General features: G+C 60.3%; 21 protein-coding genes. 10 read left to right on the top strand and 11 right to left on the bottom strand.

What is annotated here, in order from left to right:
• The first annotated feature begins 45 nt into the window (after window positions 1-45).
• Window positions 46-996: a homoserine kinase gene (locus tag ACI77H_RS00285; RefSeq protein ID WP_407009845.1), complete on the top strand. Its 951-nt coding sequence runs from the start codon at window positions 46-48 to the stop codon at window positions 994-996.
• Between the two features lie 77 nt (window positions 997-1,073).
• On the opposite strand, the gene ACI77H_RS00280 is transcribed toward ACI77H_RS00285, so the two are convergent.
• On the bottom strand, window positions 1,074-1,994 hold the full coding sequence (locus ACI77H_RS00280; RefSeq protein WP_407009844.1) for a zinc ABC transporter substrate-binding protein: 921 nt from the start codon (window positions 1,992-1,994) through the stop codon (window positions 1,074-1,076).
• Between the two features lie 66 nt (window positions 1,995-2,060).
• Here ACI77H_RS00280 and zur point away from each other — a divergent pair, with 66 nt between their 5' ends.
• From zur to ACI77H_RS00260, 4 genes are read left to right on the top strand one after another with little or no spacing between them, the layout of a single operon-like run.
• Entirely contained in the window at window positions 2,061-2,543 is a 483-nt protein-coding gene (gene zur, locus ACI77H_RS00275; protein ID WP_407009843.1) for a zinc uptake transcriptional repressor Zur, read from the top strand.
• Window positions 2,543-3,328 carry a zinc ABC transporter ATP-binding protein ZnuC gene (znuC, locus tag ACI77H_RS00270; protein ID WP_407009842.1) on the top strand — a complete coding sequence of 262 codons (786 nt, stop codon included), beginning with the start codon at window positions 2,543-2,545 and terminating at the stop codon, window positions 3,326-3,328. Before zur ends, znuC begins: the two co-directional genes overlap by 1 nt.
• Entirely contained in the window at window positions 3,321-4,109 is a 789-nt protein-coding gene (gene znuB / locus ACI77H_RS00265) for a zinc ABC transporter permease subunit ZnuB (protein WP_407009841.1), read from the top strand. Before znuC ends, znuB begins: the two co-directional genes overlap by 8 nt.
• A 37-nt stretch (window positions 4,110-4,146) precedes the next feature.
• Window positions 4,147-4,863 (top strand): PA5502 family lipoprotein, encoded by a 717-nt coding sequence (locus tag ACI77H_RS00260; RefSeq protein WP_407009840.1) that lies wholly within the window; start codon window positions 4,147-4,149, stop codon window positions 4,861-4,863.
• Between the two features lie 49 nt (window positions 4,864-4,912).
• On the opposite strand, the gene katE is transcribed toward ACI77H_RS00260, so the two are convergent.
• Window positions 4,913-7,051, bottom strand: a complete 2,139-nt coding sequence (katE, locus tag ACI77H_RS00255; protein WP_407009839.1) for a catalase HPII — start codon at window positions 7,049-7,051, stop codon at window positions 4,913-4,915.
• A gap of 265 nt (window positions 7,052-7,316) precedes the next feature.
• Here katE and ACI77H_RS00250 point away from each other — a divergent pair, with 265 nt between their 5' ends.
• The 3 genes from ACI77H_RS00250 (at window position 7,317) to ACI77H_RS00240 (ending at window position 9,830) form a co-directional block, all read left to right on the top strand.
• The gene (locus ACI77H_RS00250; protein ID WP_407009838.1) at window positions 7,317-8,324 is read left to right on the top strand and encodes a methionine ABC transporter ATP-binding protein; all 1,008 of its coding nucleotides are present in this window, start codon (window positions 7,317-7,319) and stop codon (window positions 8,322-8,324) included.
• Window positions 8,324-8,998 (top strand): methionine ABC transporter permease, encoded by a 675-nt coding sequence (locus tag ACI77H_RS00245; RefSeq protein ID WP_407009837.1) that lies wholly within the window; start codon window positions 8,324-8,326, stop codon window positions 8,996-8,998. Before ACI77H_RS00250 ends, ACI77H_RS00245 begins: the two co-directional genes overlap by 1 nt.
• 61 nt (window positions 8,999-9,059) lie before the next feature.
• Window positions 9,060-9,830 carry a MetQ/NlpA family ABC transporter substrate-binding protein gene (locus ACI77H_RS00240; RefSeq protein ID WP_407009836.1) on the top strand — a complete coding sequence of 257 codons (771 nt, stop codon included), beginning with the start codon at window positions 9,060-9,062 and terminating at the stop codon, window positions 9,828-9,830.
• 151 nt (window positions 9,831-9,981) lie between these two features.
• On the opposite strand, the gene ACI77H_RS00235 is transcribed toward ACI77H_RS00240, so the two are convergent.
• From ACI77H_RS00235 to ACI77H_RS00215, 5 genes are read right to left on the bottom strand one after another with little or no spacing between them, the layout of a single operon-like run.
• The gene (locus tag ACI77H_RS00235) at window positions 9,982-10,617 is read right to left on the bottom strand and encodes an SCO family protein (protein ID WP_407009835.1); all 636 of its coding nucleotides are present in this window, start codon (window positions 10,615-10,617) and stop codon (window positions 9,982-9,984) included.
• Entirely contained in the window at window positions 10,614-11,513 is a 900-nt protein-coding gene (gene cyoE, locus ACI77H_RS00230) for a heme o synthase (protein WP_407009834.1), read from the bottom strand. The genes ACI77H_RS00235 and cyoE overlap by 4 nt, the downstream gene beginning before the upstream one ends.
• Window positions 11,501-12,580, bottom strand: coding sequence for a COX15/CtaA family protein (locus tag ACI77H_RS00225; RefSeq protein WP_407009833.1), 1,080 nt, complete (start codon window positions 12,578-12,580; stop codon window positions 11,501-11,503). The genes cyoE and ACI77H_RS00225 overlap by 13 nt, the downstream gene beginning before the upstream one ends.
• Window positions 12,581-12,590: 10 nt before the next feature.
• Entirely contained in the window at window positions 12,591-13,184 is a 594-nt protein-coding gene (locus ACI77H_RS00220; RefSeq protein ID WP_407009832.1) for a hypothetical protein, read from the bottom strand.
• Window positions 13,150-13,890 (bottom strand): SURF1 family protein, encoded by a 741-nt coding sequence (locus ACI77H_RS00215; RefSeq protein WP_407009831.1) that lies wholly within the window; start codon window positions 13,888-13,890, stop codon window positions 13,150-13,152. The genes ACI77H_RS00220 and ACI77H_RS00215 overlap by 35 nt, the downstream gene beginning before the upstream one ends.
• Before the next feature lie 70 nt (window positions 13,891-13,960).
• Between ACI77H_RS00215 and ACI77H_RS00210 the strand changes: the two genes are divergently transcribed.
• Window positions 13,961-14,164 (top strand): twin transmembrane helix small protein, encoded by a 204-nt coding sequence (locus ACI77H_RS00210; protein WP_094469789.1) that lies wholly within the window; start codon window positions 13,961-13,963, stop codon window positions 14,162-14,164.
• A gap of 4 nt (window positions 14,165-14,168) precedes the next feature.
• Here the strand turns inward: ACI77H_RS00210 and ACI77H_RS00205 are convergent, their stop codons facing one another.
• The 4 genes from ACI77H_RS00205 to coxB all read right to left on the bottom strand — a co-directional run bounded on the left by ACI77H_RS00205 (window position 14,169) and on the right by coxB (window position 18,544).
• Window positions 14,169-15,056 carry a cytochrome c oxidase subunit 3 gene (locus ACI77H_RS00205; RefSeq protein ID WP_407009830.1) on the bottom strand — a complete coding sequence of 296 codons (888 nt, stop codon included), beginning with the start codon at window positions 15,054-15,056 and terminating at the stop codon, window positions 14,169-14,171.
• A gap of 25 nt (window positions 15,057-15,081) precedes the next feature.
• Window positions 15,082-15,633: a cytochrome c oxidase assembly protein gene (locus ACI77H_RS00200; RefSeq protein WP_407009829.1), complete on the bottom strand. Its 552-nt coding sequence runs from the start codon at window positions 15,631-15,633 to the stop codon at window positions 15,082-15,084.
• A 114-nt stretch (window positions 15,634-15,747) separates the two neighbouring features.
• Window positions 15,748-17,334, bottom strand: coding sequence for a cytochrome c oxidase subunit I (gene ctaD / locus ACI77H_RS00195; RefSeq protein WP_407009828.1), 1,587 nt, complete (start codon window positions 17,332-17,334; stop codon window positions 15,748-15,750).
• Window positions 17,335-17,416: 82 nt separating this feature from the next.
• Window positions 17,417-18,544 carry a cytochrome c oxidase subunit II gene (gene coxB / locus ACI77H_RS00190; RefSeq protein ID WP_407009827.1) on the bottom strand — a complete coding sequence of 376 codons (1,128 nt, stop codon included), beginning with the start codon at window positions 18,542-18,544 and terminating at the stop codon, window positions 17,417-17,419.
• Window positions 18,545-18,915: 371 nt separating this feature from the next.
• Here coxB and ACI77H_RS00185 point away from each other — a divergent pair, with 371 nt between their 5' ends.
• A complete protein-coding gene (locus tag ACI77H_RS00185) occupies window positions 18,916-19,566 on the top strand; it encodes a hypothetical protein (protein WP_407009826.1) in 651 nt (216 codons plus the stop codon).
• Window positions 19,567-19,570 lie beyond the last annotated feature (4 nt).

Genomic DNA, 19,570 nt, shown 5'->3' with positions numbered 1-19,570 from the left:
ATCGGCGCTGGCTCAAGCAGCGGCGCCCGTACTGGCAGTTAAAACATGTCTGTGTTCACCCCGCTGGCTCGGCCCGAGCTGGAAACCTTTCTCGCCCCCTACGGGCTCGGCCGCCTGCTTGATTTCCAGGGGATTGCTGCCGGCAGCGAAAACACCAACTTCTTTATCAGCCTGGAGCAGGGCGAATTTGTCCTGACCCTGGTTGAGCGCGGTCCGGTTCAGGAGATGCCGTTCTTCATCGAATTGCTGGACGTGCTGCATGAAGCCGATCTGCCGGTGCCCTATGCCTTGCGCACCACTGACGGCATCGCCTTGCGCGAACTGGCCGGCAAGCCTGCACTGTTGCAGCCGCGTCTGGCCGGCAAGCACATCAAAGTCGCCAACGCACAGCATTGCGCTCAGGTGGGAGAGTTGCTCGGGCACCTGCACCTGGCGACCCAGGCCAACATGATCAAGCGCAAAACCGATCGTGGGCTGGACTGGATGCTGGAGGAGGGTACGCAACTGCTGTCGCACCTGAATGCTGAGCAAAGTGATTTGCTGCAACGGGCGCTGGATGAAATCACACAGCAAAAAGAGAAAATCCTGGCGTTGCCACGGGCCAACATCCACGCGGACCTGTTCCGCGACAACGCGATGTTCGAAGGCACGCACCTGACCGGGTTGATCGACTTCTACAACGCGTGCTCGGGGCCGATGCTCTATGACGTGGCGATTGCCTTGAATGACTGGTGTTCGGACGACGACGGGTTGATCGATGGGCCACGAGCGCGGGCGTTGCTGGGGGCTTATGCCGCATTGCGACCGTTCACCGCTGCCGAGGCCGAGTTGTGGCCGACCATGCTGCGTGTGGCCTGTGTGCGGTTTTGGCTGTCGCGGTTGATTGCCGCGGAGTCTTTCGCCGGGCAGGACGTTTTGATTCACGATCCGATGGAGTTTCAGCAGCGCTTGGCGCAGCGGCAGAAGGTCAGTACGCCGTTGCCGTTCGCGCTCTAAGTGCCAGGCAAATAAAGACTGGCATTACTGCAATCACCTGTGGCGCGAGCATGCTCACGCCACAGGTTTTGTGTCGGTTACAACGACTCCAGACACCCCGCCAAATCATTCCCCAACTTCTCCAGCACCTGCTCATACCCCTGAGCAGTCGCCGGCGTGTACCCGCCCAGCGCATCCAGCTCCGCCAGTTTCACCGGCAAACCTGCCACCAGCGTTTCTGCCAGACGCGGCCGCAATGGCGGTTCACTGAACACACAGGTCTTGCCGACTTCCTGCAACCGCGTCCGCATCGCTGCGACGTGCTGGGCTCCCGGCTGCACTTCGGCGGCGACGCTGAATACGCCAGTGTGCTTGAGGCCGTAGGCGTCTTCGAAGTAGTCGAACGCTTCATGGAACACAAAGTACGGTTTGCCCGCGATACCCGCCAGCCGCGCTTTCAAGCGCAGGTCCAGCGCGTCGAGACGGCCATCAAATGCTTTGAGATTGCTCTGATAGCGCGCCGCGTTGTCCGGATCGGCAGTGCTCAGGTCCGCGGCCATTTTCGCTGCGATCACCCGAGCGTTGATCGGCGATAACCACAAATGCGCATCCAGGCTGCCCGGACGGTGATCGTGATCATGCTCGTCGGCTTCGTCTGCGTGCGAGTGACTGTCTTCGGCGAAACGGCGCAATTTCAGTCCCGGCAAATCCTGCACTGCAACGCTCGGCAGTGTACGACCATTCAGCACGCGAGGCAGGAAACCTTCCATGCCCGGCCCGATCCAGTACAACAGATCCACCGACTGCACCTTCCGTACGTCGGACGGGCGCAACGCGTAGTTATGCGGCGAAGCCCCCGGCGGCAGCAGCACTTCCGGAATTGCCACACCGTCCTGCACCGCAGCGGCAATCAACTGAAGCGGCTTGATGCTGGTGAGGACTTTGACCTCGGCCTGGGCGGAGCCGATCAGCAGGAAACTGGCGACAAATACGACAAAGATAGAAAAAAGTCGGGACACGATGACCACTCGAAGAGGCGAGAACGGGTAACATAATAACGTCTCTCACAAAACTCGTCGCCGCTCATGCCTAAAACACCGATTGCCAGCCGTCCCCACGACCACTCTCATTGCGTGCATAGCGCACTGTCTGAGGCCGATGCCTTGTGCGCACGTCAAGGCCTGCGCCTGACCGCCTTGCGCCGGCGGGTGCTGGAACTGGTGTGGCAAAGCCACAAACCGTTGGGTGCCTACGACATCCTTGCGGTGCTCAGTGAGCAGGACGGCCGCCGCGCCGCGCCGCCGACCGTGTACCGAGCGCTGGATTTCCTCCTGGAAAACGGCCTCGTGCACCGCATCTCCTCGCTGAACGCCTTCGTTGGCTGCAATCACCCGGAGCACGCGCACCAGGGCCAATTCCTGATCTGCCGCGAATGCCACGCGGCCATCGAACTCGAGCAGAAATCCATCAGCGACGCGATTATCAACAGCGCCAAGGATGTCGGGTTCGTTGTCGAAGGCCAGACCGTCGAAGTGGTCGGCCTCTGCTCGGGTTGCCAGGGGGCTTGATGAGCAACGCGTTGATCCGCCTCGAGCAGGTTGCCGTCACGTTTGCCGGGCAAAACGTGCTGGACAACATTGAGCTGAGCGTCGAGCCGGGGCAGATCGTCACCCTGATCGGCCCCAATGGTGCTGGCAAAACTACCCTCGTGCGGGCGGTGCTCGGTCTGTTGAAGCCGGACAGCGGCAGCGTATGGCGCAAGCCGAAACTGCGCGTTGGTTACATGCCGCAAAAACTTCACGTCGATCCGACGCTGCCGCTGTCGGTGCTGCGCTTTCTGCGTCTGGTGCCAGGCGTGGATCGTGTTCGCGCCTTGGCGGCCCTCAAGGAAGTCGGCGCCGAACAGGTGATCGACAGCCCGGTGCAAAGTGTTTCCGGCGGTGAAATGCAGCGCGTGCTGCTGGCTCGAGCACTGCTGCGCGAACCGGAACTGTTGGTGCTTGATGAGCCGGTGCAGGGCGTCGATGTGGCCGGGCAGGCCGAGCTGTACAGCCTGATCACCCGTCTGCGTGACCGTCATGGTTGCGGCGTTTTGATGGTTTCCCACGATTTGCATTTGGTGATGAGCACCACCGATCAAGTGGTCTGCCTCAACCGTCATGTCTGCTGTTCAGGCCATCCCGAGCAAGTCAGCGGCGATCCGGCTTTCGTCGAGCTGTTCGGAAAGAACGCACAAAGCCTGGCGATTTATCACCACCATCACGACCACGCCCATGATCTGCATGGTTCGGTGGTCAGCGCGGCCCCGGCGGCCCAACCTCACGTTCACGGAGATGGCTGCAAGCATGGCTGATTTTCTGCTCTACGCCCTGCTTGCAGGTCTGGCCCTGGCATTGGTGGCGGGCCCGTTGGGTTCGTTCGTGGTCTGGCGGCGCATGGCTTATTTTGGCGACACCCTGTCCCATGCAGCCTTGCTCGGCGTGGCATTGGGCTTTCTGCTGGATGTCAGTCCGACGGTGGCGGTCACCGTCGGTTGTTTGCTGTTGGCGGTGTTGTTGGTGACTTTGCAACAGCGTCAGCCGCTGGCGTCCGACACGCTTTTGGGAATTCTCGCACCGAGCACGCTCTCTCTGGGGCTGGTCGTACTAAGCTTCATGCACGAAGTGCGGATCGACCTGATGGCGTACCTGTTCGGTGACCTGCTGGCGATCAGCCCGACGGATCTGGCCTGGATTCTCGGCGGCAGCGCTGGCGTTCTCGTGTTGCTGGTGACGTTGTGGCGGCCATTGCTGGCGATCACGGTGCATGAAGAGTTGGCCAAGGTAGAAGGTCTGCCAGTGCCGGCGTTGCGCCTGACATTGATGTTGCTGATCGCCGTGGTCATTGCGGTGGCGATGAAAATCGTCGGCGTGTTGCTGATTACCTCGCTGTTGATCATCCCCGCGGCTGCGGCACAACGTCACGCCCGGTCGCCGGAACAGATGGCACTGGGCGCGAGCCTGCTGGGCATGCTCGCCGTGTGTGGCGGGTTGGCGTTGTCGTGGTTCAAGGACACCCCGGCGGGCCCATCGATTGTTGTGACGGCCGCCGCACTGTTTCTGCTGAGTTTTGTCCTGCCCCGCCGAGGGGTGTAGACTTGCTCGTTTTTTGCGCAAATAGAGAGTCGCAGGAATGAAGCCGTTCGCCTCCCGTTATCTGCTCCTTGTCGCATTTTCGCTGCTACTGGGCGCATGCCAAAGCACGCCACCGGCGGCCACCGAGGCCACTGATGCGCGGGCCACGGCCATCGCACAGCTCGAGCAAAGCCTCGCGAGCAGCGAACTGGCCACTGCCGAAGGTCAATTGGCGGCCTTGCAGGCCGAGTCACCCAACGATCAATCCCTTGAGCAATACCAGCGTCAGTTGGCCGAGGCCTATCTGTTGCGCAGTCAGATCGTGCTGCAAAAAGGCGATGTGAACGCTGCCGCGACAGCGCTGAGCCGCGCGCGGGTGTTGATGCCCAAGGCGCCAGCGCTGACCGGCGGGGTCAACAATGCCATCGTCAACGCGCGCAAGGCTGAGCTGGATAAAGCCGAAGCAGCACTGAAGGCTGCCGAGGCCAAGCCGCAGGCGAAAGTGATTGATCCGACGGCTGAAAGCACCACGGTTGAGTTGAACCTCATCGATATGGGCAAACTTCGTCGGCAACTCGACGCTATCGCCACGGATGTGGTGAATTATCAGTGTGACGTAAGCATTCAGGCGCCACGTACGCAGGACTACCCTTGGTTGGCGACGCTGCTGACCAAACGGGTAAAGAAGCTGGATTCGGGGTTTGACCTGAATCTGAAGAAACAGATCCTGCGCAACATTCCGGCGCAGATGGTTCTGAGCCCTCGCAAGCCTTAAAAGCATCGCGGGCAAGCCCGCGATAGCGTCATTTCAAACAACAAAGATCTTAAGCCGGAATCGCCTTGGCTTTAGGCTCCCGATCCCACACCCGATGCTGCCCGATCGCGGCGAAAAACGGCTTGATCAATTTGGCATCCGTCCCCACGATCAACCCCGCATCAGCCTCCAGCTTCAACACATCCAGCAACTGCTTCGCCTCGCCTTGCAGCGCGATTGCCTTCAAGTGCTTGTAAGCCTCCAGCACGTAGTGCAGCGCCACGCCATCACCGCTCAACGCCTTGATGGATGCCGCGCCACCGGGCACGAACACCGCGTCGAAGGCAATCGAAGGCAGCCCTTCCATCGAAGCATCCACCGGCAGCGTCTTGCCGTCAGCGGTGGTCACCGGCGCCGAAGTCGGGCCGAGCAATTTGGCGTGCGCACCTTCTGCCATCAGCGCTTTCTTCATGGCATCGATGGCGGCGCCATCAACCCCATTGGCCGCCAGAATCGCCACTTTTCGGGTTTTGATATCGCCCGGCAATAGATTTGCCTGGCTTAGCGCTGGCGAGCGATCCAGTGAGACTTTGCGCACCTCGACCGTCCCGGCTTTCGGAGCGGGCAAGCCGAGGTTTTGCGCCACGCGTTTGGCCAGTTCCAGATCGATGTTGGCGAGGATTTCGTTCACCTCGCGGGCGCGGATGTGCTCTCGCTCAACCTTGCCCAACTCGAAGCTGTAAGCCGAGATGATGTGTTCCTGCTCGTGCTTGCTCATGCTGTGGAAAAACAGGCGTGCCTGAGAGAAGTGGTCGCTGAACGACTCGCTGCGCTGACGGATCTTGTTGGCGTCGATACGTTCTGGATAACTCTCGAAGCCGCCGTCCTGAGCGGCTGGCGGCGTCTCTTTCGGCCAGCCGCCATCAATGGAGTTGGGCTCGTAGGACGCACGCCCCTTGTCGATGGTGGTGCGGTGCAACGCATCCCGCTGGCCGTTATGGAACGGCGCCACCGGACGGTTGATCGGGATCTCGTGAAAATTCGGCCCGCCGAGTCGGCTGATCTGCGTGTCGGTGTAGGAAAACAGCCGACCTTGCAGCAGCGGATCGTTGGAAAAGTCGATCCCCGGCACGATGTGTCCCGGGCAGAAGGCGACTTGTTCGGTTTCGGCGAAGAAGTTGTCCGGGTTGCGGTTCAGCGTCATTTTGCCCAGTGGCGTGATCGGCACCAGTTCTTCCGGGATCAGTTTGGTCGGGTCGAGGATGTCGAAGTCGAAACTGTGCTCGTTTTCCTCTTCGATGATCTGCACGCCCAGCTCCCATTCCGGGTAGTCGCCGATCTCGATGGACTCCCAGAGGTCGCGCCGGTGGTAGTCGGTGTCCTTGCCGGCGAGCTTCTGTGCTTCGTCCCACACCAGCGAACACGTGCCGGCAGTCGGGCGCCAATGGAATTTGACGAAGCGCGATTTGCCCTCGGCGTTGATCAGCCGAAACGTGTGCACGCCAAAGCCCTGCATGCTGCGCAGGCTTTTCGGGATCGCCCGGTCGGACATTGCCCAGATCACCATGTGCGCCGACTCCGGCACCAGCGAGACAAAATCCCAGAAGGTGTCATGTGCCGAGCCGCCGGTAGGCATTTCGTTGTGTGGCTCGGGTTTTACTGCGTGCACGAAGTCAGGAAACTTGATCGCGTCCTGTATGAAAAACACCGGCATGTTGTTGCCCACCAGGTCGAAGTTGCCTTCGTCGGTGAAGAACTTCACGGCGAAACCCCGTACGTCGCGCACGGTATCGCCTGACCCGCGTGGCCCCTGAACGGTAGAAAAACGCACGAACACCGGGGTTTGCTTGCCCGGATCCTGCAGGAAACCAGCCTTGCTCAGCACAGAATGGTTTTCATAGCTCTGGAAGTAACCATGAGCGCCGGTGCCGCGGGCGTGGACGATGCGCTCGGGAATGCGTTCATGGTCAAAGTGCGTGATTTTTTCACGCATGATGAAGTCTTCCAGCAACGACGGCCCGCGAGCGCCGACCTTCAACGTGTTCTGGTTATCCGACACCTTCACGCCCTGGTTGGTGCGCAGGGCCTGTTCGGTGGCGTCGGAGCGAAATTTTTCCAGGCTGTCGAGCTTGGTATTGGTGTTGCCGCGGTCGAGAGTTTCGGTCCCGGCCAGAGCGCTTTTGGGGGCGGCAGGTTTTTTAGTACTCATCAGTCGTAGACTCCTCGTTGCGATTCCTGCCGTAGCCAGGACGCTTATGCATGCCCCAGGCACGGCACCGGGGGCGTTTTCGAGTTGCCCTATTAGTGACTGATGGGGTTTTTAGCCGTTCCTTTTTTTCTGACCTTTGATCGCGTTATTGCCAAATCGAAGGTTGAATGCGGAATAAATGCTAATAACCTCTATACGGACAGGCTAAAATGCGCGCCCGGCTAACCGCTGATCCTTTTTCAACGCGCCCCACAAGGTTCGCTACGTGATCGAGTTTCAAAACGTCCACAAAACCTACCGCGTCGCCGGTAAGGATATTCCCGCCCTGCACCCGACCAGTCTGTCGATTGAGAACGGTCAGGTCTTCGGCCTGATTGGTCATTCCGGTGCGGGAAAAAGTACTCTGCTGCGTCTGATCAATCGCCTGGAGAACTCCAGTGGCGGCAAGATCATCGTCGACGGCGAAGAAGTCACGGCGCTGGACGCCAACGGCTTGCGACGCTTCCGTCAGCAGGTCGGGATGATTTTCCAGCACTTCAACCTGCTGGCATCCAAGACCGTGGCCGACAACGTCGCGTTGCCGCTGACCCTGGCGGGTGAACTGTCGCGCAGCGAGATCGACCAGCGTGTGGCCGAGTTGTTGGCGCGGGTGGGGCTGTCCGACCACGCCAAAAAGTACCCGGCGCAGTTGTCGGGTGGCCAGAAGCAGCGCGTCGGCATCGCCCGCGCCTTGGCAACCAAGCCGAAAATCCTGCTGTGCGACGAAGCCACCAGCGCCCTGGACCCGCAGACCACCGCGTCGGTCCTGCAATTGTTGGCCGAGATCAACCGCGAACTGAAACTGACCATCGTTCTGATCACCCACGAGATGGATGTGATCCGTCGCGTGTGCGACCAGGTGGCCGTGATGGACGCTGGCGTGATCGTCGAGCAAGGTTCGGTCGCCGAGGTGTTCCTGCACCCGAAACACCCGACCACCAAACGCTTCGTCCAGGAAGACGAGCAGATCGACGAAAGCGAGCAGCGTGACGATTTCGCTCATGTGCCAGGTCGCATCGTGCGTCTGACCTTCCAGGGCGAAGCGACCTACGCGCCATTGCTGGGAACCGTCGCTCGCGAAACGGGCGTGGACTACAGCATCCTGGCCGGTCGTATCGACCGCATCAAAGACATTCCCTACGGGCAACTGACCCTTGCGGTCACCGGCGGCGACATGGAGGCGGCGTTTGCCCGCTTCACCGCGGCTGACGTTCATATGGAGGTGCTGCGTTGATGGAAGCCCTTACAGTTTTCTTCTCCAATATCGACTGGTTCGAAATCTGGCTGGCCACTGGCGATACCCTGCTGATGCTCGGCGGTTCGCTGTTGTTCACCGTGCTGCTGGGCCTTCCGCTGGGAGTGTTGTTGTTCCTTTGCAGCCCGCGTCAGTTGCTGGAAGCCAAAGGTGTGTACGCGATGTTGTCGCTGGTGGTGAACATCCTGCGTTCGCTGCCCTTCATCATTTTGCTGATCGTGATGATCCCGTTCACCGTGTTGATCACCGGCACCTCGCTGGGTGTCGCCGGTGCGATTCCGCCGCTGGTGGTCGGTGCCACGCCGTTCTTCGCGCGTCTGGTGGAAACCGCCTTGCGTGAAGTGGATCGCGGCATCATCGAAGCGACCCAGGCCATGGGCGCGACGACACGTCAGATCATCACCAATGCCTTGCTGCCGGAAGCCCGCCCGGGCATCTTCGCGGCGATTACGGTGACAGCGATTACACTGGTGTCCTACACGGCGATGGCCGGTGTGGTCGGCGCCGGTGGTCTGGGCGACCTGGCGATCCGTTTCGGATACCAGCGCTTCCAGACTGACGTGATGGTCGTCACGGTGGTGTTGCTGCTGGTGCTGGTTCAAGTGTTGCAAACCGTTGGCGACAAGTTGGTCGTACACTTCTCGCGCAAATAATTTATGAGCAGGCCATTCGCTGGCGGGCGCCGCAAGCGGATATTCACAAGGAGTTAGCTGAATGAAAAAATTACTCGTCGCGTTTGCTGCCGTTGCAGCCTTTTCCGCTCACGCCGACACCCTGACCGTCGCGGCCACCCCGGTCCCGCACGCAGAAATCCTCGAATTCGTGAAGCCGGCACTGGCCAAAGAAGGCGTGGACCTGAAGGTCAAAGTCTTCACCGATTACATTCAGCCGAACGTGCAAGTGGCCGAGAAACGTCTGGACGCCAACTTCTTCCAGCACCAGCCGTACCTTGATGAGTTCAACAAGGCCAAGGGCACCCATCTGGTTTCCGTGGCCGGCGTGCACCTGGAACCGCTGGGCGCTTACTCCAGCAAATACAAAGCGCTGACCGAACTGCCGGGCGGCGCCAAAGTGGTGATCCCGAACGACGCCACCAACGGCGGTCGTGCGCTGTTGCTGCTGGCCAAGGCTGGCCTGATCAAGTTGAAGGATTCGAACAACATCCTGTCGACCGTCAAGGACATCACCGAGAACGCCAAGGACCTGAAAATCCGCGAACTGGAAGCCGCGACCATCCCGCGCGTGCTGACCCAGGTCGACCTGGCGCTGATCAACACCAACTACGCGCTGGAAGCCAAGCTCGATCCGGCCAAGGATGCGTTGGTCATCGAAGGCAGCGACTCGCCGTACGTGAACATCCTCGTTGCCCGCCCGGACAACAAAGACAGCGAAGACATGAAGAAACTGGTTGCCGCGCTGCACAGCCCGGAAGTGAAAGCCTTCATTCTCGAGAAGTACAAAGGCGCGGTCGTGCCGGCGTTCTGATCTACCGCTTGAACGAAAAATGGGGCGCATTGAATGCGCCCCATTTTTTTATGCCTGAAACACAGTGCCTGTAGGAGTCCGGCTTGCCGGCGATGGCGTCCGTGAGATCGCCATCGCCGGCAAGCCGGGCTCCTACAGGGTTTCGCGTCGCTTATTTGCGTTTGAGCATTACCGGCAACTGCGCCACCAACTTCGCGTTGTTCAACGGTGCGCGAATAAACCCGCGCTGTGTACCGTCCGGCCCGATCACCGCCAGGTTGCCGCTGTGGTCAACCGTGTAGTTCGGCTTGCTGGTGTCCGCCGGAATAAACGGGATGCTCACCGCGTTGGCCAGTTTCTGAATGTCGTCCACCGACGCCGCCGTCAGGCCCAGGAACTGCGGATCGAAGTAACCCAGGTATTGCTTGAGCTGCTTGGGGGTGTCGCGGTTCGGATCGACGCTGACCAGAATGATCTGCAATTTATCCACAGCCTCGGGCGGCAGTTCGCTCTTGATCTGGCGCAGTTGGGCGAGGGTGGTCGGGCAGATGTCCGGGCAGAAGGTGTAGCCGAAGAACAGCAGGCTCCACTTGTCTTTCAGCGCGTTGACCGCCACCGGTTTGCCGTCCTGATCGGTCATCGTCACGTCCGGCAGGTTACGGCTTTGCGGCAACAGGATGATCCCGGCGTCAATCAACGCGGTCGGGTCGCCCTGGCCTTTGCCGGACAGCACTTTGTTGATGGTCAGGCCCAGGACCAGCGCGATCAGGGCGACAAGGATGAAGACGGTTTTCTGGGTTCGAGTCATAGGTTCAACAGTAGGTAGTGGTCTACGAGCAGCGCGATAAACAGCAGGAACAAGTAGTAAATAGAGTACTTGAACGTGTTGATCGCTGCGTGCGGCCGAGTGCCACGGTACAGCACCACGGCCCATTGCAGAAACCTTGCGCCCAGTCCCAACGCACAAACCAGGTAAAGCATGCCGCTCATGTGGATCACGTACGGCATCAGGCTCACGGCCAGCAGTGCGAAGGTATAAAGCAGGATATGAATCTTGGTGTAGTGCTCGCCGTGGGTCACCGGCAGCATCGGAATGTCGGCCTTGGCGTATTCCTCTTTGCGGTGAATCGCCAGAGCCCAGAAGTGCGGCGGGGTCCAGGCGAAGATGATCAGCACCAGCAACAGCGGTTCGGCGCTGATGTGGCCGGTGGCAGCCGTCCAGCCAAGCAGCGGCGGGGCGGCACCGGCGAGGCCGCCGATGACGATGTTCTGCGGCGTCGCGCGTTTGAGGAAACCGGTGTAGACCACCGCGTAACCGAGCAAGGAGGCGAGGGTCAGCCAAGCGGTCAGCGGGTTGGTGAAGGCCAGCAGCAACGCCTGACCCAGCACCGCCAGCACCAAGGCGAACGTCAGCGCTGCCGTCGGTGAGACCCGGCCTTCGGCCAAGGGACGTTTGTGGGTGCGCGCCATCACTGCGTCGATGCGCCGGTCCACCACGTGATTCACCGCCGCCGCACCGCCAGCGCACAAGGCGATCCCCAGGTTGCCGAACACCAGCACCGTCCACGGCACCCCGGCGCGGGTCGCGAGGAACATGCCGACCAGCGAGGTGATGAGCATCAGCACCACCACTTTTGGCTTGGTCAGCTCCAGGTAGTCACGCCAGATCGCCTGACTGTGACGTGCGCCGATCAGAGTCGCCATGGCATCTCTCCTTTTATTGTTATGGGCCCGGCTGAATGTTTACGCGGGCTGAAGCGCCAGCGCACAGGGGATTGCTGTTTGACCCGAACCAGACGGGTTCGAGCGTGGTAATTGACCAGCACCATCGTCAGCAACAGCGCGGCGCCGCCGGCGTTGTGCGCAACAGCCACCGGCAGCGGCAGGTGGAACAGCACGTTGCTGATGCCGAGGGTGATTTGGGCGGCGAGGGCGATCAGCACCAGCCCGGCGAGGCGCGTCATGCCGACGACTTTCAGCTGCCACGCCAGCCCGAGCAGCACCAGCGTCACCAGCAGCGCGCCGATGCGGTGAGTGACGTGAATCGCGGTGCGGGCATCGCTGTCCAGTTGTCCGCCGAGGTAATTGGGGCCGATGTGTTGGGTCAGGTGAAAGCCATTGGCGAAGTCCGCCGGCGGCAGCCATTGCCCATGGCAGGTCGGGAAATCGATGCAGGCCACCGCCGCGTAGTTGGAACTGACCCAGCCACCGAGGGCGATTTGCAGGATCACCAGCAACAACCCGGCCGTCGCCCAGTACTGCAAACGCCGGGGCACGGTCAGCGCCGGCAGCACGCCGGACAGGCGCAATGTCAGCAGGAACAACAGGCTCAGCGTGGCAAAACCACCGAGCAAATGCCCCGTCACCACTTGCGGCCAGAGCTTGAGCGTCACCGTCCACATGCCGAACGCCGCTTGGGCAATCACTACCGCCAAAAGAAACAACGGCAACTTCACCGGTTGCCCCGGATGACGACGATGCACCCACGCGCGACCGGCCAACACCGAAATCAGCAACCCCAGCGTGCCGGCGAAGTAACGGTGGACCATCTCGTTCCAGCCTTTGTGCGCTTCAACAGGCGCATCGGGAAAGTGCAGTTCGGCATGGGCCAGTTGGGCTTCGCTTTTCGGCACGCTGATAAAACCGTAGCAACCCGGCCAATCCGGGCAACCGAGGCCGGCGTGGGTCAGGCGGGTGTAGGCGCCGAGCAGCACCACAATCAGTGCCAGCAGGGTGGCAAACAGCGCGAGGCGAAATCCAGGTTTGGCCATGACGATGCCCTTATCCGATGTTCGACAGTTTCAGCAAATGGCGCAGGTCGTTGAGCAGATCCTTGCCCTTCACCGTCGGGTCGTAGCGCAGCACCAGATTGCCGTGCGGGTCGATGATCCACAGTTGCGGCACGGTTTTGTCGCCGGTGGTCTTACTGAAGGTGGTCAGGTCCATGGGAAAGCGCTGCAGTTGCGGGTATTCGCGGTTCAGCTTGGCTTCGTAGTCGCTGCTCAGCGGTTGCGCGGCGGCCAAGGCGTGGCTGGCACGAGAGGCATCGCGACCGAGGCCGATCTGGATTTGCCGCGCCAGATACACCAGTTGCTGACAGTCCACCGAGCAATCCTTCGGCGCAGTGACCAGTATCTGCCAGCGTTCCTCTTGCGCCTGCACGCCGAGGTCGGCGCGGGTCTGGCCGTTGCCGATCAGTTCGCCGTGATAGCTGCGACCCTCCGGCACCCAGAACTGCAACTTGTACATGCCGGTGGCGAGGATCATCGGACCGATCACCCCGAGCAGGATCAGCAACAACTGCAAGCGACCCTTGCGCCGGTTTGCCGGCGTTTTCGCCTCAGACATGCTGGGTGGATTCATGGCCGCTCCCATGGTGTTTCTCCTTTGCGTTGTGCCAGCCGAGGTAGATAAAAAGGCCAAGCAGGGCGATCGACATGGCGAACCACTGCACGGCATAAGCGATGTGTTTTTCCGGCCCCATGGCCACCACCGGCCAATCGGCCTGGTAAGTCGCGGGTCCGGTTTCTGCGCGCAATTCGTAGGCAAACCCTTCACGGTCCAGCGCCTTCCAGAGCCTCGCGGGCTCAACGGCGGTGACTAATTCAGGCCAGGTGGCGGTGTTCGGATCGGCATGCAGTTGAAACGTCGCGCCGGGCGAAACGTAGACCCAGGCATCAAGACTTAACGCCTGAGTCGGCGTGGTGAATTGCGGCGGTGTGCGCCGGTCCGGCCACGGCAGCCAGCCGCGATTGACCAGCAGCCACAGCCCGGTGGCCTGATCCTGAAACGGTTGCAGCAGTTCGACGCCGACCTTGCCGTCACGCTGGCGGTTATCCAGCAGCAGGCTATGCGCGCCATCGAATTGGCCGTGCAGGCGGACGCGGCGGAACGCTGGGTCGTCGGTGTGTTGCAGCTCGGTGCTCGCCATCGGTTCGGCGGCACGGCGCTCGGCGTAGGTGTGCAGCAGCGCGCTTTTCTCCGCGCCCCGGTTCAGTTGCCAGAAGCCGAGCGACACCAGCAGCGGCAGCAGGAGTGCGACCACCAGCGTCGGCACGATGCCCGGCCGAAAGCGCTTCATGGCAGCGCCAGAAAGTCGGTCATCGCGATAGCTATACTCAAATGCATCGCCTTACCCCCGGAGTCTCACCATGCTCAAAGCAGCCATCGTCCTGATGCTGATTGCCACGGTTGTCAGCCTGTTCAGCGGCCTGTTTTTTCTGGTCAAGGACGACAGCAGCTCGAACCGCCTCGTCATTGCCTTGAGTGTTCGTGTTGCCCTGGCCGCCATCACCGTCGGCTTGATCGCCTGGGGTTTTTTCAGCGGCCAGTTAGTCTCTACTGCGCCTTGGTAAAGCCTCAGAGCACGTAGACGAAAACGAACAGCCCGATCCACACCACGTCCACGAAGTGCCAGTACCAACTCGCCGCCTCGAAGCCGAACTGGTGCTCGTTATCGAAGTGCCCGCGCATGATCCGCATCAGCATCACGAACAGGATGAGGGTGCCGATGGTCACGTGGGCCCCGTGGAAACCAGTGAGCATGAAGAAGGTCGCGCCGTAGATGCCCGAACCCAGGGTCAGACCCAGTTCGTGGTAGGCATGCATGTATTCTTCAGCCTGAAAACCGAGGAACGCGCAGCCCAGCAACACGGTGATCGCCAGCCAGATTTTCAGTGCGCCGCGATGGCCCTTTTTCAAGGCGTGGTGGGCGATGGTCACGGTGACGCTGGAGCTGACCAGCAAGATGGTGTTGAGCAGCGGCAGGCCCCAGGGGCTGATGACTTCCTTGGGCGGCGGGAACAGTTTCGAGTCGGGATTGTTCAGCAGCGGCCAGACGAACTCGAAGTTCGGCCAGAGCATGTGCGCGATCCCTTTGGTGCCTTCACCGCCGAGGGCCGGACCGGAGACATGGCGTACATAAAACAGCGCGCCGAAGAAGGCGATGAAGAACATCACTTCCGAGAAGATGAACCAGCTCATGCCCCAGCGGAACGAGCGATCCATCTGCGCGCTGTACAACCCTGCGCGACCTTCCTTGATCACCGTGCCGAACCAGCCGAACAGCATGTAGGCCAGCAGCAGGCCGCCGACGAAAAAGATCAGCGGGCCGTGGGATTCCGGCCGCGCGGCCTTCAGGTCGTTGAACCAGGTCGCCAGACCGAACACGGTGACGAACATGCCAACCGTGGCGATGATCGGCCATTTGCTTTGGGCCGGTACGTAATAGTGCTCATGAGTTGCCATTTATTGTTCTCCTTATCGGGCACGCTCAGCCGCCAGCGTTTACAGCTACCGGTGGATGTCGGGCGGTGATATCGAACAGCGTGTAAGACAGCGTCAGATGCTTCACATCCTTGGGCATGTCACGGTCAACGATGAAACGTACCGGCATCTCGATCCGTTGACCGGGCTGCAGTACTTGCTGGGTAAAGCAGAAGCATTCGGTCTTGTGGAAATAGGCAGCGGCGTTGCTCGGCGCAATGCTCGGTACTGCTTGGGCGCTCATCGGCTTATCCGTCGGGTTGTGCGCGATGAAAATCATCTCGTTCACTGCGCCAGGGTTGGCGGTCAGTTCATCGCTCTTGGGGTAGAAATCCCAGGACATGTCAGCGGAATTGGTCGACAGAAACTGCACCCGTACCTGCCGCGAGGTATCGACGGTTTGTTCGCCCTCGTACTGCCCGGCGGTCTTGCCGTTGATGCCGAACGCCTTGCACATCACGTCGTAGATCGGCACCAGGGCAAACCCGAAGATAAACATCGCCACCACCACCATCAGCAGGCGGGTAACCAATTTTTTCATCGAAATCGAGTCAGCCATGATTCAAACCCTCAACACCAACCCCTGTAGGAGCTGGCTTGCCAGCGATGGCGGTGCGTCTGGCACACCGCGTGGAATTCATCGCCGGCAAGCCGGTTCCTACAAGGAGGATGTTCATTTCACTTCCGGCGGTGTGGTGAACGTGTGATACGGCGCCGGTGACGGAATGCTCCACTCCAGGCCTTCCGCGCCATCCCACGGTTTGGCCGGTGCTGGCGGGCCGCCGCGGATGGTTTTGATCACGATGAACAGGAAGAAGATCTGTGTGGCGCCGAACATGAACGCGCCGATCGACGACACCATGTTGAAGTCGGCGAATTGCAGGTTGTAGTCCGGAATCCGCCGCGGCATGCCCGCCAGCCCCACGAAGTGCATCGGGAAGAACGCCATGTTCATGCCGATGAACGAGAGCCAGAAGTGCAGCTTGCCGAGGGTTTCGTCGTACATGTGGCCGGTCCATTTCGGCATCCAGTAATAGGCCGACGCGAAGATCCCGAAGATCGCCCCCGGCACCAGTACGTAGTGGAAGTGCGCGACTACGAAGTAGGTGTCCTGGTATTGGAAGTCCGCCGGCGCGATGGCCAGCATCAGCCCGGAGAACCCGCCGATGGAGAACAGGATCACGAACGCCACCGCAAACAGCATCGGTGTCTCGAAGGTCAGCGAGCCTTGCCACATGGTGCTGGCCCAGTTGAACACCTTGACCCCGGTGGGCACCGCGATCAGCAGCGTCGCGTACATGAAGAACAACTCGCCCACCAACGGAATGCCGACCACGAACATGTGGTGCGCCCAGACGATGAACGACAGGAACGCGATGCTCGCCGTCGCATAAACCATCGACGTGTAGCCGAACAGCGGTTTGCGCGAGAAGGTCGGGATGATCGAGCTGACGGCGCCGAAGGCCGGCAGGATCATGATGTACACCTCGGGGTGACCGAAGAACCAGAACACATGCTGGAACAACACCGGGTCACCGCCACCGGCGGCACTGAAGAAACTGGTGCCGAAGTGAATGTCCATCAGCATCATCGTCACGCACCCGGCCAGCACCGGCATCACCGCAATCAGCAGGAATGCGGTGATCAGCCAGGTCCAGACGAACAGCGGCATTTTCATCAACGTCATGCCGGGGGCGCGCAGGTTGAGGATGGTGGCGATCACGTTGATCGCGCCCATGATCGAGCTGATCCCCATCAAGTGAATGGCGAAGATGAAGAAGGTCACGCTTTCCGGTGCATAGGTCGTCGACAGCGGCGCGTAGAAGGTCCAGCCGAAGTTCGGTCCGCCGCCTGGAGTGAACAGGGTCGACACCAGCAGGATGAACGCCGCCGGCAACAGCCAGAAGCTGAAGTTGTTCATCCGTGGCAGGGCCATGTCCGGCGCGCCGATCATCAACGGGATCATCCAGTTGGCGAGGCCGACGAACGCCGGCATGACCGCACCGAACACCATCACCAGACCGTGCATGGTGGTCATCTGGTTGAAGAAGGCCGGTTCGACGATTTGCAGCCCCGGCTGGAACAGCTCGGCGCGAATCACCATCGCGAACGAGCCGCCGAGCAGGAACATGCAGAACGCGAACCACAGGTACAGCGTGCCGATGTCCTTGTGGTTGGTGGTCAGCACCCAGCGCATCAGGCCTTTGGCGGGACCGTGGGCGTGGTCGGCATGACCATGGTCATCAATGACGGCGCTCATGGCGTGTCTCCTGCAAACAGATGGGCTGGGCAGGCCGGGGCGCGCAGCCCCGACCGGTTCCTTACGTACGCAATAGACCGGGTCATTTGCTTTCCGCCTGTTTCAGCTCCAGCACTTCTTTTGGCGTGACCATGTCGCCCTTGTTGTTGCCCCAGGCGTTACGTTCGTAAGTCACGACCGCCGCGATATCGACTTCCGACAGCTGTTTGCCGAACGCCGCCATCGCGGTGCCGGGCTTGCCGTGGAAGACGATGCTCAGGTGACCTTCTTTCGGTCCGGTAGCGATTTTCGAGCCTTTGAGTGCCGGGAACATCGGCGGCAGGCCCTGACCTTCAGCCTGGTGACAGGCCACGCAGGTGGTGTGATAGATCTTGTCGCCGCGCTCTTTGAGCTCGTCGAGGGTCCATTCCTTGCTGGTCAGCTCTTTGAGCTGCAGGGCCTCGGCCTTGCGCTCGCCCAGCCATTTTTCGTAATCGGCCTTTTCCTTGACCTCGACCACGATCGGCATGAAGCCGTGGTCCTTGCCGCACAGCTCGGCGCACTGGCCACGGTAAATGCCGGGCTTGTCGATACGGGTCCAGGCTTCGTTGACGAACCCCGGGATCGCATCGCGCTTGACCGCGAAGGCCGGCACCCACCAGGAGTGGATGACGTCGGCGGAGGTCACCAGGAAGCGCACCTTGGCGCCAATCGGCAGCACCAGCGGCTTGTCGACTTCGAGCAAGTAATGCTCGCCCTTGGTTTCCTTGTTGTGGATCTGCTCGGCGGGGGTGGCCAGGTTGCTGAAGAACTCGACGTCCTGGCCCAGGTATTTGTAGTGCCACTTCCACTGATAACCGGTGACCTGGATATCGATATCCGGCTCACTGGCGTCGTACATCTTGATCAGGGTGGCCGTCGCCGGTACCGCCATGGCCACCAAAATGATGAAGGGCACGATGGTCCAGAGGATTTCGACGGTGGTGCTTTCATGAAATTTCGCGGCCACCTGCCCGGTCGAGCGGCGGTGGACCATCATCGACCAGAACATGGCGCCGAAGACGATGATGCCGATCACTACACAGATCCAGAAAATGGTCATGTGCAGGTCAAATACTGCGTGACTGATTTCAGTCGCTCCCGGCGCCATATTTACAGTCCAGGCGGCTTGCGCCTGACTGAAAATCGACCACAACAGGAGGCCCATCCAGACGTGTGGATGTCGCATCATTGCGGGTTCCCCTTATCGTTCTTGTTATCCCGCCGGCTTTCACCTGCGGCAAGGGAGCGGCTTTTTCAGACTACGAACTTGAATCGCCGGGTCTTGCTGCGCGTGCAGTCGGACGTCATCAGCTAACTCCATTCCAACCCGAGTATAGACAGCGACTGCTACCTCGCAATGTGAGGGCGTAAATCATCTGAAACAGCTGGGACTTGCGTTCGAGGTCACGAATGGAGAAGGATGCAGACGAGTGATGGCACATCGATATAACTTTGACGTCTCAAGGATGAAATATTTATGACAAATGCGTCTTAGCAGGTTTCGGATGCCAGCTAAGTTATGTCTTCCCTATTTCATTGCCTTTGTTCCCTGGAGTTTTCATGAACACCGCCGCATTGCGCGAGCAGATCCAAAAAGCCCAACAACACGAGGCCGAGACCGGCCTGCTGACGCGACAACTGGAAAGCAAACTGCCTCATCTTCACCCATCGATCCAACTGCCGGAGGCGGATGCCAAGGGCGTGCTGACGCGTTTTGTCGCCGCTTACATCAATGAAGTGCCTGATCTGCTGGATGCAGCCAATGAAGTTGCCAGGGAAGCGGGTATCGAGTCACAGATCAAACCGGTGCTGGAAATCGCCGAGCAGTACTTCCTCCAGCCGCCAGCGGTCATGGCCGGGCACATCGGGCTCGACAGTCTGCTGGACGAAGCCTATCTGGCGCATCGGTTTGTCGAAGAGGTCAACGACCTGTACATCAAGCACTTTGGCCAGCCACTGATCCCCTTGGACATGACTGTCGCCAACCTGATTGCTCACAATCTGATCGGTGAGGAGTTTGCCAACCAACTGGATGAAGTGGTGCACCACGCGGTGGACAACATGCTCAACGAGGACAGCTTTGCGCTGGAGTCGGTGGAAGCCTACCGCGAGAAGCTCAGCAGCCCGGATACCGGCGCTGCGTGGAAACGCTGGCCATGCATGTCCCGCCGGTTAGGCGTGGGCCTGGAGCTGGACCAGCCAGCAGCCTGATTCT

This window comes from Pseudomonas sp. O230, from assembly GCF_045447035.1.
Lineage (GTDB): Bacteria > Pseudomonadota > Gammaproteobacteria > Pseudomonadales > Pseudomonadaceae > Aquipseudomonas.
Note: the sequence above shows the minus strand (reverse complement) of the source record. Positions and strands in the feature narration are given on the sequence as shown.

Excerpts from the sequence above, each read along its gene's own strand:
- ACI77H_RS00200 (WP_407009829.1), bottom strand. The coding sequence starts at position 15,633 with ATGGCTGACTCGATTTCGATGAAAAAATTGGTTACCCGCCTGCTGATG.
- zur (WP_407009843.1), top strand. The coding sequence starts at position 2,061 with ATGCCTAAAACACCGATTGCCAGCCGTCCCCACGACCACTCTCATTGC.
- ACI77H_RS00205 (WP_407009830.1), bottom strand. The coding sequence starts at position 15,056 with ATGGCAACTCATGAGCACTATTACGTACCGGCCCAAAGCAAATGGCCG.
- coxB (WP_407009827.1), bottom strand. The coding sequence starts at position 18,544 with ATGATGCGACATCCACACGTCTGGATGGGCCTCCTGTTGTGGTCGATT.
- katE (WP_407009839.1), bottom strand. The coding sequence starts at position 7,051 with ATGAGTACTAAAAAACCTGCCGCCCCCAAAAGCGCTCTGGCCGGGACC.
- ACI77H_RS00240 (WP_407009836.1), top strand. The coding sequence starts at position 9,060 with ATGAAAAAATTACTCGTCGCGTTTGCTGCCGTTGCAGCCTTTTCCGCT.
- ACI77H_RS00210 (WP_094469789.1), top strand. The coding sequence starts at position 13,961 with ATGCTCAAAGCAGCCATCGTCCTGATGCTGATTGCCACGGTTGTCAGC.
- znuB (WP_407009841.1), top strand. The coding sequence starts at position 3,321 with ATGGCTGATTTTCTGCTCTACGCCCTGCTTGCAGGTCTGGCCCTGGCA.
- ACI77H_RS00245 (WP_407009837.1), top strand. The coding sequence starts at position 8,324 with ATGGAAGCCCTTACAGTTTTCTTCTCCAATATCGACTGGTTCGAAATC.
- ACI77H_RS00220 (WP_407009832.1), bottom strand. The coding sequence starts at position 13,184 with ATGGGAGCGGCCATGAATCCACCCAGCATGTCTGAGGCGAAAACGCCG.
- ACI77H_RS00225 (WP_407009833.1), bottom strand. The coding sequence starts at position 12,580 with ATGGCCAAACCTGGATTTCGCCTCGCGCTGTTTGCCACCCTGCTGGCA.
- ACI77H_RS00185 (WP_407009826.1), top strand. The coding sequence starts at position 18,916 with ATGAACACCGCCGCATTGCGCGAGCAGATCCAAAAAGCCCAACAACAC.
- ACI77H_RS00260 (WP_407009840.1), top strand. The coding sequence starts at position 4,147 with ATGAAGCCGTTCGCCTCCCGTTATCTGCTCCTTGTCGCATTTTCGCTG.
- ctaD (WP_407009828.1), bottom strand. The coding sequence starts at position 17,334 with ATGAGCGCCGTCATTGATGACCATGGTCATGCCGACCACGCCCACGGT.
- cyoE (WP_407009834.1), bottom strand. The coding sequence starts at position 11,513 with ATGGCGACTCTGATCGGCGCACGTCACAGTCAGGCGATCTGGCGTGAC.
- ACI77H_RS00215 (WP_407009831.1), bottom strand. The coding sequence starts at position 13,890 with ATGAAGCGCTTTCGGCCGGGCATCGTGCCGACGCTGGTGGTCGCACTC.
- znuC (WP_407009842.1), top strand. The coding sequence starts at position 2,543 with ATGAGCAACGCGTTGATCCGCCTCGAGCAGGTTGCCGTCACGTTTGCC.
- ACI77H_RS00235 (WP_407009835.1), bottom strand. The coding sequence starts at position 10,617 with ATGACTCGAACCCAGAAAACCGTCTTCATCCTTGTCGCCCTGATCGCG.
- ACI77H_RS00285 (WP_407009845.1), top strand. The coding sequence starts at position 46 with ATGTCTGTGTTCACCCCGCTGGCTCGGCCCGAGCTGGAAACCTTTCTC.